We start from the raw sequence: 14,403 nt of genomic DNA, 5'->3' as shown, positions 1-14,403 counted from the left end.
GCTGGCCCTGATCGATATCGGCGCCAGCGCCGGCCTGAACCTGAACTTCGACCGCTACGCCTACCGGTACCTGCGAGCGGGAAGCGAGGTCCTGCGCTGGGGAAGAGGCGGGTCGCGCGTCGAGCTGGAAGCCGACCTGCGGGGACCCGCCACAATGCCGGCGCCGTCACCGGAAATCCCGGTAGCCAGCCGCGATGGAATCGACCTGAACCCGATCGACCTCGCCGACCCGGATGAGTTGCTCTGGCTGCGCGCGCTGATCTGGCCCGAGCACGTGGAACGCCACGCTCAACTGGTGGACGCCGCGGCCGAACTGAAGAACAGCCCGATCCGTCTCCATCGGGGCGACGCTTCGAGGGACCTGCCGCACCTGCTCGAACGTGTCCCGGCCGAAGTTGCGCTGGTCGTCTACTCCACGATCGCCCTCTACCAGGTTCGCCGCGAGGGCCGGCGGCGGATCACGGAGACTCTGGAGGCGCAGAGCCGGGAACGGCCCGTCTGGCAGGTGGCCCTCGAAGGCGTCCACCCGCCGAGCCTCACCCTGACCAGGTATCGAAGCGGTTCCGGCGAGACGGACTTGCTCGCCCGGGCCTCGCCCCACGGCTGGTGGATCGAGTGGCGGAACCCTTAGGCCCGCGCCGTCGGGTCAGAACGAAAAGGTGACCGTCATCGACACGGACCGGGACGCCCCGAGCCAGGCCGCGTTCTCGGTGATCGCGGAGAGGTAGGCCTCGTCGAGGACGTTGTTCGCTACCAGCGAGAACTCCGTCGAGCGGAGAAGTTCGCTCAGCACCTCGCCCGAGAACGTGAGGTAGACGTCCACCAGCCAGTAGTCGTCGGTGTACCAGTCGGCGAGCAGGCTGACCCGCCGCGGCGACGTGTACTTGGCGCTGATACCGGCGGCCAGAGGGCCGGAGCGGTCGAGGGAGATGACCCAGAGCCGATCCGGCACGCCGGTGACGTCCGTCCCGGGCATGATGTTCTGGTTCGCGTCGACCAGCGCGTCACCGCTGCCGACGTACTCGGAGTTGTTCAGCGTGTACGCGGTGTAGAGGGAGAGCTGGTGCGGCATCTGTACCGTCGCCGAGAGTTCGACGCCGTTCGTCTCGATGCCGCCGGCGTTGAAGTAGGCGCCGCCCCCCGGAATCAGGTAGTTGGGTCCGGCCGGCGTCTGCGGCCCGAGGTAGAAGATCCGGTTGTCGAAGTCGATGACGTAGCCGGTGGCGCTCAGGGCGAGCCGTTCGGCCGAGTACTGCAGGCCGACGTCGATGTTCGAGGCGGTTTCGGGCTCGAGCGCGGCGAGGCTGCGGCCCGGTACCTCGAGCAGCGTGCTGCCGATCGCCCGGAAGTTCTCCGCGTAGCCGGCGAAGAGGTCCAGGCCCTCGACCGGCGTTTCGTACGTGACGCCGCCCGAGAAGAGCAGGCTCGAATCGGAATCGACCGTCAGGTCAGGATCGACGTGGAACAGGTCCTCGCGTTCAACGTCGACCAGGTACTGCTTGGCGCCGCCGGTCAGGGTGAAGCGCCCGACGTAGAGCGTCTCCTCCGCGTACAGCATCATGATGCTCTGCGGGAACTCCCACTCGTACTGGTGCCAGTACGGCGCCGCGTTCCACTGGAAGTTGATCACCGGATCGAGGATCTGGTGCCAGTCCCGGCCGAGTCCCCGCTTCGAGTCCTCGTACCAGATGCCGGCGCGCAGCTTGCTCCCGGCGTTGCCGATCGTCGTGAGCCATTCCTCGTCGAGCGTGATGCCGACGCGGTCCTTCGCGTAGTGACTGTGGCGGTAGGACTGCACCGCGGTGGCGCCCGGATGGCAGGCGGGATCGACCTCCGGGCCGCCCGGGCCGTAGTAGTTGAAGAGGAAGGACGACGTGCAGCCCGGCACCGGCCCCACCGCGGCGCCGTCGGGGCCGATGAAACGGATCAGTCCGAGCTGCGAGCCGCCCCGCACGGTGGTGCCGCCGAACAACTCCGATTCGGCGCCGCCCCCGTCGTCGGTGATGTCGACGATGTAGGGCGGCAGCCAGTCACCGCGGCCGCGGTTGCGATGGAAGTAGCCGGCCAGGCTCAGCGAAAGCTCCTCGCCGAACGACCAGTCGGCCTTCAGGTAGCCGAAGGCGTTGCTGCGCCGGGTCTGCCAGCCGCGCCGGTAGAACTGGTTCAGGTACGGCACGCCGGGCCAGTCGCCGATCAGGCGGTCCCAGCGCGGGTTGGCCCGGAAGTCGCTCTCGCTGTAGAGCCGCTGGTAGACGTCCTCGTGGATGTTGTCGTACGAAACGTAGCTCGTCAGATCGACCCGGCCATGGGACGAAACAAGCTTCATCGCGACGTGCTCGCGCGAGTTCAGCGCGGAACCCTCCATCCAGTCGGTCGCTTCCTGGCGGGTCGCCGCGAACCAGGCGCGGGTGTTGCCGCCGAAGATCGGCCCGGTGTCGACCCGCATGAAGAAGCGCTGGCCCTGGTTCTGGCCCAGCGTCATGGACGCCGTGTACGCCCGCTCCTCCGCCGGATCGTCCGTCAGGTAGTTGAACGTGCCCCCCAGGGCCTCGACGGAACGCGAGCTGATGTCCGCGGTCCCCTGGGACACCTCGACGCCGCCGAGGTTCATCGGGTCGAGGAAGCGGTTCGCCTTCGCTCCGCTCCAGTAGTCCGACGTGCCGTTCGGGAAGCCGTCGATCGTGGTCCCGATCTGCACGTCGTTGATCGTCACCTGGAAGCCGCGCATGGCGACGTTGCTCGACCAGTCGTCGAAGCCGTAGGAGTCACCCTCCTGGACCGAGACACCCGGCAGGTTGTCCACGACAGACGTCACCGCGGTGATGTTGGACTGCTGCCGGATCATCGGTTGGGAGACGAGGTTTCTCGCGAAGGTCCGGGGCTCCTCGGCCACGACCGTGACGGTCTCCAGGAGCCTCGCGACCTGCAGAACGAGCCGGACGTTCTCGGTGGCGCCCGCCTCGAGCGAGACCGGCGTCTCGGCTGTCTCGAAGCCCAGCAGAGACGCCGTGACGACGTAGTCGCCGGCCGTGAGACCGGCGCTGGCGTAGGCGCCGTCGCCCTGTGTGATGCGCTCCTGGCGCACGCCCGGGCCCGCCACCGTCACGGTTACACCGGGCAGAGGGTTGCCGTCCGCGTCGACGACGACGCCCTCGATGGTTCCTGTTGTCTGAGCCGCCGCAGCCGTGGCGAGCGACAGCAGCAGGGCGGCGAGGGCCAGGCGTCCTGGCTTGACGTGTGGGGCGTCCATCGGTCCGGTACCTCCCAAGTGGTAGGTGTCCAGGCATTATGGCCTGACCGATGGATGGATGGTGGAGGCGGTGGGAATCGAACCCACGTCCGCGAGACTCGGCGCGAGGGATCTACGTGCGTAGCCTTCACTCGATCAGTCGCCGCCGGCTTGGGTAGAAGGCCACCACGGCCAGCGGTCTAGCCCCGAAGTGATCCGGCCTGAGTTCAGAGCCGCGCTCAGGCGTTTGATCCACTTTGAGTGTCGCTCCTGACGGCGCCGCGAATCAAGGCTCCGGCAGGACCGTGACGGCTTCTAAGCCGCCAGTGCCAATTCGTCGTTGGCGAGTGTCAAAAATCCGGTTAACGAGTCGGACTCGGCACGCAACCCCCGAACCGCATGATCTCCCGTCGAAGCCATGCGCCCCCAGGGACCCGCGATTCTACCGTATTGCTGCAGTCGAGCCGTTAACCGTCCACGGGAACGGGCGCGGGTGACCCGTGCGGCAGCCAGGCGGGGCCCTTCTGTCGAGGATGGTTGACTTCGATCAACCCGGTGCCGAAGGGCTGCCGGGGGATGCCCTCACGCACCCTCGCCGGGGGCGCGAACTCGCCTGCCTTCTCCCATGCCCGTTCGGCCCTCGTGTAACGCTGCTGCTGCCAGTAGAGATGGCCGAGCCAACTCCACACCACCTTCCGGTCTGAGCCGACGACAAGCCCCAGGGCGGTCTTGAACTCCTTCTTGGCGGCCCGGTACCGGCCCTGGCGGGTGAGGACCTCACCCAGGGCGCAGTGTGCTCGCCACCCCGGGTCGGCGGAGATGGCGCTCCGGATCGCCTGCTCGGAGGCGGCGATCGCTTCCGTGGTCTGGCCGCTGCTCTCCTCGTAGTCGCCGGCCTCGAGAGCGGCAAGGCCTTCCTCGCAGTCGGCAACGGTCGCCGTAGCGACAAGAGCCGCGCAGACCAGAAGCACCAAGTGGCGGCCGACCTTCACGCTCGGAGCGTAGCAAGCCTCGCCAACGGCCGGCCTCGTTCAGGCGGCCTAGGGGCTGCCCTCAGAACTCGCCCGGTCTATACGCGCGCACCGTGTTTGCCTCCACGTCCTCCCAATGGATCCACGCCGGCTTGAATCGTCTCTCCGAGAGCAACCGCGCCTGGTCGAAGAAGTGGGGCGACTCGGGCCGGTGGCTCTGGCCGTAGTGGAGGTAACTCGCTCCGCGGGTCTTCTCGCCGAACTCGTAGACGGCCATGTAGGAGGCGCCGGTCGCAGCGTAGCGGAGCTTCCGCTCTTCGCCGGTCTCGAGGGTTGTGGGCGGCGAGTGGTAGAGCGTGAAGGCGACGCCGAGGGGGCCGCGGACGCCGGCCAGCGGCAGACTGGGTTCGTCGTCCGAGAAGGGGACGGCCCCGGCCGAGGGCTGGTTCGCGTGGCGCTGGATGCGGTGGATGTCGCCGTAGGGCACCTTCCAGTCGCCGTAAAGCTCGGTCAGCTTCTCGGCGGCCCGCTCCAGGGCGACGAACCGCGCGGGCATGTCGTTCACGTACTCGGGTTTCAGGGTCTCGACCGGATAGCCGCGGCCGTAGAGCTCCTCGTACCAGCCGACGGCCAGCGTCGCCTGCGTGGAGGTGAGCGAACTCCTGTAGTCCCAGTCCAGCAGATGCTCCAGGTAGGGGCGCACGCGGTCGGCGAGGTCCGGATCGGTGCGCTCGAGCTGCTCGAGGCGGCGGGCGTAGACGGGGATCTCCGTCATCGGCCAGTAGAGGGTCGTGTCGTAGGCGAGGTCCTGGAAGTCCTCGAAGGTGAGATCACGGGCGTTGCGCAGCAGGTAGCGGGCCACCTTGGCCCGGCGCTTGTCGTCGTGCTTGTCCTCGACCATGTAGGGCGGGAAGTCGAGCAGCGAGGGGTTGCCGTCGTCGGTCGTCGTGAAGGGCGTCGAGTTGCAGTTCTGGACGAACCCGGACGGTGGATTGAGGACCTGCGGCAGCTCCTCGATCGGGTGGAACGGACCCCACTCGTTGTTCGGGTCGGCGCCGTCGACGGGCCTGGTCCAGTCGACCGACGGGTCGCGGCGGGCGAACGTCCCGTTGTAGAGGTAGAAGATGTTGCCGTCGGCGTCGGCGTAGGTCGTGTTGAAGGTCTGCAGCAGTTGCATCGAGACGGCGGCGTACCACTCCTCGAAGGTCCGCGCCTTGGCCTGCGCCAGCGCCTGGACCATGCGGCTGCCCTCGTACAGGCGCGGCACGCGGGCGGCGAGGTAGTGGTCCTCGTCTTCCCTGGCGATGATCGGGCCGTAGTGCGAGCGCCGGAGCCCGACCTCGCGCGGTTCGAGACTGCCGTCATCGCTCAGGACGTGGATGGTGGCGCTCCACTCCTCGGCCTGCCGGTAGCCTTCGCCGTAGCGGTACTTGAGCGGGTCGCTCGGGTGGTCGAAGGTCAAACGGTAGGTGTCCGAGATGTCGGCGGCGTTGACCGTGTACGCCCAGCCGAGCCGCTCGTTGAAGCCGGCGGTCGGGAGCGGGCCGCCCGGGTACATGGCGCCCGAGAAGTTGAGCCCCTCGTCGCTCACGACGTGCATCTCCGTGAACATGCCGGAGCCGTACCAGGGCTGGTGGGGGTTGATGAACAGCATCGCGTTGCCGTCGCGCGTCTTGGACGGAGCGACGGCCCACTGGTTCGAGCCGAGCGACGCGGCCAGCTCCTCGGCCAGCCGAGGGAGCCGGCCGCGTGGAGCGTGGGTGGCGCCGAGCAGTCGGCCGAGGATCATGTAGCGCTCGAAGGCGAGCACGTGGAAGGGCTCCATGCGCGTCAGCAGTCGCGGCTTCTCCTCGGGGTGCCGCTCCAGGTAGTAGTTGTAGCCGGCCGCGAAGGCCTCGGCGACCTGGCGGATGTGCTCGGGCAGGTTCGGGAAGTCGCGGCGGGAGGTCCCCACGAGGTCGAAGAGGGCGACCTCGAGGTCGCTGCGGAAGCCCGACTCGCCGACGACCTCGGCGTACCGCCCGAGCGCCTTGATGTAGGTGTCCTCGAGCTGGAAGAAGTGGTCCTCGCACTGGGCCCAGGCGGAGCCGAAGGCGACCGCGGCGTCGGTGGATGCCTTGATGTGCGGTACCCCCCATTCGTCGCGGTGGATGACAACGTCGGCGGCCCAGGCGGGAGCTCCCTGCGCTGCGGGTGCCGGCGGTGCTGACGGGCCTTGCCCGGTTTCTGGCTCGGCCGCGCAGCCGATGACAGCGAGCGCGAGGGCCGCCGTAGCGAGCCGGCTCATCCGGGAGTGACTCAAGCGCATTGGGCCGGCGAGTATCGCACGGCGAGTTCGCAGGGACGTGATCGCGGCGGCAGCCGGCGGGGACGCCGGCGCACCCAGTGTGCGGTCCACCTTCAGTCGGTGGCTCTGAGCCGCTGAATCTGGCCGGGCCAGTCGAGTAACTGCCGGTCGGCGGTCACCAGACGGTGGCCATTCAGCGCGGTGGCAACGATGATCCGGTCGGCTGGATCGCCGGGAAGCTCGGTGAGGAGGATTGAACGCACCCCGACCTCTCCGTCTACTGGGAGCTCCTTGAGACCGTGATCGAGCAAGTACCGCCTTAGTGCTTCTGCTTCCCAAGGCAATCTGATGCGGCGCTTCTGTACGAGCAACGCGATCTCCCAGAACGAAATCGCCGACACTGCGGCGTCGCCCGCGACGAGCGCTTCATCAGTGGCACGGCGGGCAGCGGGACCAAAGCGCCGGTCGCCGAAGGTCATCCACAGGAGAATGTGCGTATCGAGTAGTAGCAGGGGACGCTCCTACTCAGTCGGGATCCTCGCCCAGGATCAGGGCGACCTTCCGCTCTTCGTCCCACTTGGCCCACTCCTCGTCCAGAGGAGACATGATGTCGCCCGTTATCTCCATCTGGCCCCGGAGACAACCGAAGAGGCTCTTCGGCTTCTCCCGGTACGGCACCAGGCGCGACACCGGCTCGCCGTTCTTCGTGATGACGACCTCGTCGCCGGTTTCGGCGACTTCGTCCATCAGCTTCAGACAGGTGGCCTTGAACTCGGAGGCCTTGATCGTCCGTTCCATGGTGCCGCCGACGGTATCAGACCTGCGGGCCATGGTCATGACCATGGTCACTCGCTGCGGGTCGCGGAGCGAAGGGGCCCGGGTCAGAAGACCCGGGTCACTAGGTGGTCTCGTTCTGGCGCGGAGCGAACGGTCCCTGCGGAGTCTCGCCCGGCCGCGGCCCGAGGCTGGCCAGGAACTCCGCCGCGCCGCGGTGCCTCAACCTGGAGCCGACGACCAGCCACGCCAGCAGGATGAGGATGAAGCCGCTGCCGGCCAGGTTCGGGGAGGTTCCAGGCAGCAGGGGCCAGGCCAGCATGGCAAGCACGCCCAGGGCGCCCAGGGCCAGGATGCCGACCGCGCCGGCGTTCGTGGCGTACTCCGAGCGGTCCACGTGGTACGTCACGCGGACTCCTTCGCCGCTCGGCTGGACGGAGACGGAGCCGTAGAGAACGCCGTGGCGGACGCCGGCGGCCACCGGCAGGATCAATTGGCCGCCCGTACCCTGGCGATGCCAGGTACCGTTCCAGGCATCGGCGCCGTCGGAGAGCGCTTCGAGCGCTTCGTCGGGCGTCAGATCGAGTTCGATCTCATACGGTGGGTCCACGGGGGCGGCCTGCCTGGCGCCCTAGGCGGCCAGGTCGTCGAGCTGCTGGTCGAAGAAGGCCTCGACCGCGACCAGGAACTTCTCCACGGTGTCGAGTTGCTGGATCTGCTGGCGCAGGCGCTTGCCGTTGGGTAGTCCGTAGGTGTACCAGCCGGTGAACTTCCGCAGCTTGTGCAGTGCGAAGCGGTTGGCTTCCCGTTCTGCCACCATGTGAAAGTGGCCCAGGATCAGGTCGCGCCGGTCGATCAGCGTGGGCTCTGGCGCTTCCGTGCCGAGCAGGTGGCTCCGGATCTGGTGGAAGATCCACGGGTTGCGGGTGGCGCCGCGGCCCACCATGACGCCGTCGCAGCCGGTCTGCCGGAGCAGTCGCTCGGCGTCCTCGGGGGTAGTGATGTCGCCGTTGCCGATGACCGGGATGCTCAGGGCCTCCTTGAGCCGGGCCAGGTGCGTCCAGTCCGCTTCCCCCCGGAACATCTGCTTCGCGGTCCGCGCGTGCATCGTGACGGCGTCGACGCCGAGGTCCTCGCAGAGGCGCCCCAGGTCGAGGTAGTTGGTCTCGGTGTGGTTGAGACCGAGCCGGAACTTGACCGTCAGCGGAATCCGGATGCGGCTCCGCACCTCGCGGATGATGCGGCCGGCCAGGTCGAGGTCGCCCATCAGCGCGGCGCCGGCGCAGCCCTTCAGCACCTTGTTGGCCGGACAGCCCATGTTGATGTCGCAGACGTCGGGGCCGAGCTCTTCGACGACCTCGGCCGCCTCCGCCATCGTTTCCGCGTCCGAGCCGTAGATCTGGATCGCCAGCGGCCGCTCTTCCTCGGCGAAGTACATGAGGTCCCGCGTGCGCTGGTTGCCGTCGACGATCGCCCGCGAGGAGATGAACTCCATCGACACCAGGCCGACGCCGCCGATGCGACGGACGATCAACCGGAAGTCCCGGTCCGTCACGCCGGCCATCGGCGCCAGGAACAGGGGCGGTTCGATCGTCACGGCGCGGTCACCCCGGCCGATGACCATCGGCTCGAGCGCCGGCATCGTTGGCGGCGACGCAGTCATGGGAGTCCGATTCTAAGGCCTTGCGGCGCTAGGATCAGTCGCCGTGCCGAACCGCCCCCAGAGCGCCGCCACGAGTGGCCCCGACCTCTGCGCTTGCGGGCTGCTCGGCGATTTGCCGCGGCGCTTCCTGGACGGCCGGGACCTCGACCTGCTCGAGCCGTTGAGGTTCGTGCTGCCGGGCGAGGAGGACCAGGTGAAGGCGCCGGCGGACCCGGCGACCGACCGCGGCACCGTCGCCGGGGCCCTTGCCGAGGCCAACGAGCGCTACGGCCACCAGGGCGCGGCCGGCCTCGCCGAAGCTCTTGCCGACCCGGCGACGCTGGTCGTCGTAACGGGCCAGCAGTGCGGCCTCGCGGCGGGTCCGCTGTTCACCCTGACCAAGGCCGCGGCCTGCGTCCGCTGGGCCGAAGCCCTGACGCGCCGCGGCCGGCGCGCCGTGCCCCTGTTCTGGATGGCGTCCGAGGACCACGACTATGCCGAGGTGGCCCGCGCCTGGTTTCCGCCGGCGGGTCCGGAAGCGCTCACCCTGGGCGAGGATCCGGAGCCGCTCGTGCCGGTCGGCGGCCGTCATCTCGGACCCGGGGCCGCCGCCCTGTTGGCCAGGGTCCGGGACGCGGCGCCGAACGATGACTACCGCCGCCGGCTGGACGATTGCCGGAACGACCTGGAGCCGGATCGCTGCTTCACGGAGTCCTTCGCGCGGCTCATGGCGCGGTTTCTCGGCGATCGCTGCCCGCTGCTCGTCGACTCGCAGCTCCCCGCGCTGAAAGAGGCGTCGGTGCCGGTGCTGCGCCGGCTGATCCAAGGCCGGCGCGAGGTCGACGCGGTTCTCGAGTCGGCGGGGGCGGAACTGGACCGGCGCGGAGTCCGGCTGCAGGTCCGGTCGCGCCGGGGCGAAGCGCCCCTGTTCCTGATCGACGATGCCGGCGAGCGGCGGCGGGTCACATGGACGGAGAACGGGGGTTACCGGTTGCGCGGCGGAGGCGCCGGTGAGGTCGGCGCTCTGCTCGAAGGCCTCGACCGGCAGCCGGAGTCCCTGAGCCCCGGCGTGTTGGCGCGTCCTCTGGTCCAGGACGCGGTGTTCGGCACGGCGCTTCAGGTCCTCGGCCCGGGCGAACTCGCTTACATGACCCAGGCGCGCGTTCTCTACGGCGCGGTCGACGTACCTCCCCCGGCCATCGTCCTTCGTCCCCAGGTCGTGCTGCTCGGTGCCCGGGAACGTCGCTGGCTGGACGCACTGGAAGCGGAAGGAATCGACCTGGCGGCCGTGCTCTCCGGGCCCGATGAACTCGACGAGCTCCTGGCCTCCCGCCTCGACCTCGACTTCCTCGGCGCCGCCAGCGAGAAGCTGGAAGCGGCAATCGACGATCTGGCGGCGGGACAGACCTCGGTCGACGAGTCTCTGGGAGTCGCGTGGAAGAAGACGGGAGCGAACCTGAAACGGACCTTCGCGCTCTTCGAGCGGCGCGTCGTTGCCGCGGCAGCCCGCCGTGACGAGGTGCTGCGCGGACGGGTCATGAGGCTGCGTGCGCACTGCCTGCCGAACGGCAAGCTCCAGGAGCGGGAGTTCACGTCCCTTCACTGTCTGGCGTCGTATGGCCGCGCGCTGGTTCGGGAACTCGGGTCGATCGACAGGGATCCGCGCCACCTGCAACCCCTGTCGCTGGCCCGCGCTCGCCGGGCCGCCGACGAAACAGCGGCCAAGAACGAAACCGGTTTTCCTCCGCGCGCGTAGAAGAGGATCCGATGCGAGTAGGAATCTGCTGCTTACCGAGCTTCGGAGGCTCCGGCGTCGTTGCCTCGGAGCTGGCTCTCGCGCTGGCCGAGGGCGGCGACATCGTCCATGTCGTCAGTTCGGACAGACCCCCGCGGCTGAGCGAACGGCCTGGCGTTCACTTCCACCGCGTCGACGGATCCGAGATCCAGGAGTACGGCCTGTTCGATCGGCCGCTGCAGACGCTGGCCCTTGCCAACCGCCTGGCCCAGGTCGCCGCGGCCGCTCGTCTCGACGTCCTGCACGCCCACTACGCCGCGCCGCACGCCGTGGCCGCGCTGCTGGCCAGACGGCTGCTCGCGGAAGGCGGGGGCGATCAACCGCCGTGCCCGATCGTCACCACGGTCCACGGCACGGACGTGACCCTCGTGGGCGCGCGGCCCAGCTACGCGGACGTCGTCGGCTGGGCGCTGCGGAGCAGCGATCGCGTCACGGCGCCGTCCGAGGCCCTGGCGCGCGAGGCGACGGAGCGTTTCTCTCTTGACGAAGCGGTCGACGTGATTCCCAACTTCGTGCCGCCGGCCGCCGGAGGCCGCCGAGACGGGCCGGCGCCGGACGCCGGCGCGCCGGGGAGAATCGTCCACGTTTCGAACTTCCGTCCGGTCAAGCGCGCGAAGGACGTCATCGCGGCGTTCGCGCTCGTGCGGCGGGAGATGCCGGCGCAGCTCTGCATGGTGGGTGATGGTCCGGAGCGGGCCGCCGCCGAGCGCCAGTGCCTCGAACTGGGGATCGCGGACCACGTGACCTTCCTCGGCAACCAGGCCCATGTGGAACCGATCCTGGAGCAGGGCGACCTGTTCCTTTCGGCTTCGGAGAGTGAGAGCTTCGGCCTGGCGTCGCTCGAGGCCCTGGCTCTCGGCGTCCCGGTGGTGGCGACCCGCACCGGGGGCGTTCCGGAAGTGGTCAGCGAGAACCGCAACGGATTGCTCTGCCCCGTCGGCGACGTGGAGGCGCTGGCGGCGAGCTGCGTGGCCCTTCTGAGCGATCCATCGCGGCGGCAGGCCTTCGCGGCGCACGGCCGCGAGTGGGCACGTTCCCGCTTCGACCGTGGCCGGATCGTCGCGCGGTACCGGGAGTTGTACCGCGCTACACTGACAATAGGCCGAGCGGCCGCATCCGAGGACGGCCCGCTCCTCGAGAAGGTAGAGGCATGACAGAACCGGCAACGCCCCCGCCCGCACCGCCAGAGCCTCCCGCTTCGGACGGCCCCTCGTCGAACCGGAATCTGATGGTGGTGCTTGCCTACCTGTGGGTCCTGGTCCTGGTACCGCTGCTCATCGAGGAACGGGACGACGAGGTCCGCTGGCACGCCAAGCACGGTCTGGTCCTGATGGGCGCGGAGTTCATGTTGTGGGTCGTGCTCCAGATCGCCCTGTTTGCGACCGGCGGCATCGGCTGCTTCCTGGCGCCGTTCATCTTCATGCTGTTCGTCGCCTTCGTCCTGGTGCGCATCGCCTGCATCGTGCGCGGGGTCAACGGCGGGCGGCTCCAGATTCCGGTGCTGACACCGCTGGTCGACCGCTTCTGAACTCGGCTGGGAGACCGCGCCGCAAAGCGGCGATCTTTCGGTTGCTTCTGGCTGCCGGCATCCTGCTCGCTGGCACCGCCGCCTTCGACATGACCCGACCGCCGGAACGCCAGCTCTCGGTGCGAGCCGCCGGCGTTCTCATCTCCGCCTACCAGGCGACCGTCTCGCCGCTCCTCGAGCGCGCCGGCGTCCACTGCCGCTTCGAACCTACTTGCAGCGAGTACACGCGGGCGACGATACGAAGCCAGGGTTTCGCGGCGGGAAGCCTGCGTGGTCTGGCCCGGCTCGTCCGCTGCGGACCGTGGACACCGCCGGGCACCGTGGATCCACCGACGCTGCTTGCCGGTGCGCCGGCCTTCCGGACGGCTCCCGATTGACATGCCGAACTGGCCCACCGAAGTCCGACGGGACCACGAGGCGCGCCTGCTGCGTGTGCTCTGGCAGGACGGCCACCGGAGCGACTACGAGTACGACGTCCTGCGGGGCTACTGCCCCTGCGCCATGTGCCAGGGCCACAACGCCGGCCCGCTGCGCTTTCAGCCGCCGCCGCGGCCGGTGACGGCGCAGACTGTTTCCCAGGTCGGTAACTACGCGCTCAGCATCGCCTGGTCCGACGGGCACTGGACCGGCATCTATCGCTTCGACTTCCTGCGGAGCCTCTGTCCCTGCGAGGAGTGCCGCGAACGGCGGGCAGTCGCCGGCGCGCAGAGTTCGCCGGGCTGACTACCGCTCGACCAGCCGGCGGGCCCGTTCCCAGTCGGCGGCCGTGTTCACGTTCAGCAGGACGCTTCCGGGGTCTCCGAAGCGGCCCGCGTCGACCGGTTCGACCTGGAGGTCGGCGCACCGGGTGACCGGGTAGAGCCGGTAATCGCCCCGTTCGACTCGTGTGGCCAGTACCTGGAGCGCCCTCGGCGTCCAGAGGGCGCAGGTCGGGTTCATGGATCGTGCGTCTCCGGGGTCCGTCGCGGCTGCCGCGAGTTCGGCATTCGAGGCGGCGAGCTCGGTGAGCAAGTCCATCGGGACCAGCGGCAGGTCGCAGGCGAGGACAAGGAGGTTCCGGCCGGGCCGTGCCCGCGCGGCGCCGAGCACGCCGGCTGCGGGCCCGGAACCGGGTCCGTCTCCCGCCAGCAGGACGGGGACACGGCGATCGACCGGATCGACTTCTGTGCCGCTGTTTCCGGCGGCTACGAGGATCTCCTCGGCTGCGGCGACGGCGGCAAGCCGGGTGACCGCCCAGTCGACCAGGGTCGGCCCCGACTCTCCGGCTTGCGAGCCGGGGAGACGGAGGACGGCCTTCGTGCCCCCCAACCGGCGTCCTTCGCCGCCGGCCAGGACGACGCCAGCGATGGGTCCGCGCGGGCTGCTAGGCTCCCCGCGCTTCGCGCCCTCGGCATCCGGCCGGGGCGGTTTCATTTCTGGAGATCGACCAGATGCACAGTTCACTCACCGGACCCTGGAGTCGTTTCTTGATCTACGCCGCTTCCACCGTCTTGCTGGCCGCTCCGAGTCTCGGCCAGGACACGTCCCCGAGGGTAGCCCTCGAAACGAGCCACGGCACGATCGTGCTGGAACTGAACCCGGAGAAGGCGCCGATCACCGTCGAGAACTTCCTCGACTATGTGGACCGCGGATGGTACGACGGGACAATCTTCCACCGGGTGATCGACGGCTTCATGATCCAGGGCGGCGGTTTCACGTCGGATCTTCAGCGGAAGATCACCCGCCCGGAGATCGAGAACGAGTCGAAGAACGGCCTTTCGAACAAGCGCGGCACGATCTCGATGGCGAGGCTCCCGGGGCCCCACACGGCGACCGCCCAGTTCTTCATCAACTCCGTGGACAACGATGGCCTCGACGCTTCCGGCGGCGACTTCGGCTACGCCGTGTTCGGCGAGGTCGTCGAGGGCCTCGAGGTCGTCGACGCGATCTCGAAGGTCAAGACGGGCATGAGGAACGGCATGGGGGACGTGCCCGACGAGACCATCGCCATCAAGAGCGCCAAGCGCCAGTAGGCGGCAGCCGACGCGGCCGGCGATCGGCTGCGCCGGTCACGCCGCGGCGGGTTTCTTCTGAGGGTGGTGCCGAAGGCCGGACTCGAACCGGCACGGGTTGCCCCACACGGCCCTCAACCGTGCGCGTCTACCAATTCCGCCACTTCGGCTCTGGCCACGTCGTCC

15 protein-coding genes, 1 tRNA gene and 1 other RNA gene are annotated in these 14,403 nt (G+C 68.9%); 7 read left to right on the top strand and 10 right to left on the bottom strand.

Features of this window, described 5'->3' with window-relative positions; genetic code table 11:
- Positions 1-631, top strand: a 631-nt coding sequence (locus tag OXI49_11695) for a DUF2332 domain-containing protein (GenBank protein ID MDE2691167.1), incomplete at its 5' end; no start/stop codon positions are given.
- A 15-nt stretch (positions 632-646) separates the two neighbouring features.
- Here the strand turns inward: OXI49_11695 and OXI49_11690 are convergent.
- The 8 genes from OXI49_11690 to dusB form a co-directional block, all read right to left on the bottom strand.
- Complete coding sequence (locus OXI49_11690) at positions 647-3,250, bottom strand: TonB-dependent receptor (protein ID MDE2691166.1); 2,604 nt, start codon at positions 3,248-3,250, stop codon at positions 647-649.
- A gap of 59 nt (positions 3,251-3,309) precedes the next feature.
- Positions 3,310-3,657: a transfer-messenger RNA gene (gene ssrA / locus OXI49_11685) on the bottom strand.
- Positions 3,658-3,696: 39 nt separating this feature from the next.
- Positions 3,697-4,221 (bottom strand): tetratricopeptide repeat protein, encoded by a 525-nt coding sequence (locus OXI49_11680; protein ID MDE2691165.1) that lies wholly within the window; start codon positions 4,219-4,221, stop codon positions 3,697-3,699.
- A gap of 61 nt (positions 4,222-4,282) precedes the next feature.
- Complete coding sequence (locus OXI49_11675; GenBank protein ID MDE2691164.1) at positions 4,283-6,487, bottom strand: penicillin acylase family protein; 2,205 nt, start codon at positions 6,485-6,487, stop codon at positions 4,283-4,285.
- A 113-nt stretch (positions 6,488-6,600) separates the two neighbouring features.
- Positions 6,601-6,999: a type II toxin-antitoxin system VapC family toxin gene (locus OXI49_11670; GenBank protein MDE2691163.1), complete on the bottom strand. Its 399-nt coding sequence runs from the start codon at positions 6,997-6,999 to the stop codon at positions 6,601-6,603.
- 13 nt (positions 7,000-7,012) lie between these two features.
- A complete protein-coding gene (locus tag OXI49_11665; protein MDE2691162.1) occupies positions 7,013-7,330 on the bottom strand; it encodes a type II toxin-antitoxin system Phd/YefM family antitoxin in 318 nt (105 codons plus the stop codon).
- A 55-nt stretch (positions 7,331-7,385) separates the two neighbouring features.
- Entirely contained in the window at positions 7,386-7,871 is a 486-nt protein-coding gene (locus tag OXI49_11660; GenBank protein MDE2691161.1) for a hypothetical protein, read from the bottom strand.
- A 21-nt stretch (positions 7,872-7,892) separates the two neighbouring features.
- Positions 7,893-8,924, bottom strand: coding sequence for a tRNA dihydrouridine synthase DusB (gene dusB / locus OXI49_11655; GenBank protein MDE2691160.1), 1,032 nt, complete (start codon positions 8,922-8,924; stop codon positions 7,893-7,895).
- Positions 8,925-8,967: 43 nt separating this feature from the next.
- On the opposite strand from dusB, the gene bshC reads away from it, so the two are divergent.
- The 5 genes from bshC to OXI49_11630 are packed head-to-tail and all read left to right on the top strand — an operon-like array spanning position 8,968 to position 12,949.
- On the top strand, positions 8,968-10,659 hold the full coding sequence (gene bshC / locus OXI49_11650) for a bacillithiol biosynthesis cysteine-adding enzyme BshC (GenBank protein ID MDE2691159.1): 1,692 nt from the start codon (positions 8,968-8,970) through the stop codon (positions 10,657-10,659).
- Between the two features lie 11 nt (positions 10,660-10,670).
- Positions 10,671-11,852 (top strand): N-acetyl-alpha-D-glucosaminyl L-malate synthase BshA, encoded by a 1,182-nt coding sequence (gene bshA, locus OXI49_11645; GenBank protein ID MDE2691158.1) that lies wholly within the window; start codon positions 10,671-10,673, stop codon positions 11,850-11,852.
- Complete coding sequence (locus OXI49_11640) at positions 11,849-12,226, top strand: hypothetical protein (GenBank protein ID MDE2691157.1); 378 nt, start codon at positions 11,849-11,851, stop codon at positions 12,224-12,226. Before bshA ends, OXI49_11640 begins: the two co-directional genes overlap by 4 nt.
- 41 nt (positions 12,227-12,267) lie before the next feature.
- The gene (gene yidD, locus OXI49_11635) at positions 12,268-12,603 is read left to right on the top strand and encodes a membrane protein insertion efficiency factor YidD (protein MDE2691156.1); all 336 of its coding nucleotides are present in this window, start codon (positions 12,268-12,270) and stop codon (positions 12,601-12,603) included.
- 1 nt (position 12,604) lies between these two features.
- Positions 12,605-12,949 carry a DUF971 domain-containing protein gene (locus OXI49_11630; protein MDE2691155.1) on the top strand — a complete coding sequence of 115 codons (345 nt, stop codon included), beginning with the start codon at positions 12,605-12,607 and terminating at the stop codon, positions 12,947-12,949.
- Here the strand turns inward: OXI49_11630 and OXI49_11625 are convergent, their stop codons facing one another.
- Positions 12,950-13,639: a molybdenum cofactor guanylyltransferase gene (locus tag OXI49_11625; protein MDE2691154.1), complete on the bottom strand. Its 690-nt coding sequence runs from the start codon at positions 13,637-13,639 to the stop codon at positions 12,950-12,952.
- Between the two features lie 17 nt (positions 13,640-13,656).
- Here OXI49_11625 and OXI49_11620 point away from each other — a divergent pair, with 17 nt between their 5' ends.
- Positions 13,657-14,238, top strand: coding sequence for a peptidylprolyl isomerase (locus tag OXI49_11620; GenBank protein ID MDE2691153.1), 582 nt, complete (start codon positions 13,657-13,659; stop codon positions 14,236-14,238).
- A 64-nt stretch (positions 14,239-14,302) separates the two neighbouring features.
- Here the strand turns inward: OXI49_11620 and OXI49_11615 are convergent.
- A tRNA-Leu gene (locus OXI49_11615) sits at positions 14,303-14,387 on the bottom strand.
- Between the last annotated feature and the right edge of the window lie 16 nt (positions 14,388-14,403).

Source organism: Acidobacteriota bacterium (genome assembly GCA_028875725.1).
Classification (GTDB): domain Bacteria; phylum Acidobacteriota; class Thermoanaerobaculia; order Multivoradales; family Multivoraceae; genus Multivorans.
This window is presented reverse-complemented; position numbering and strand designations above follow the sequence as displayed.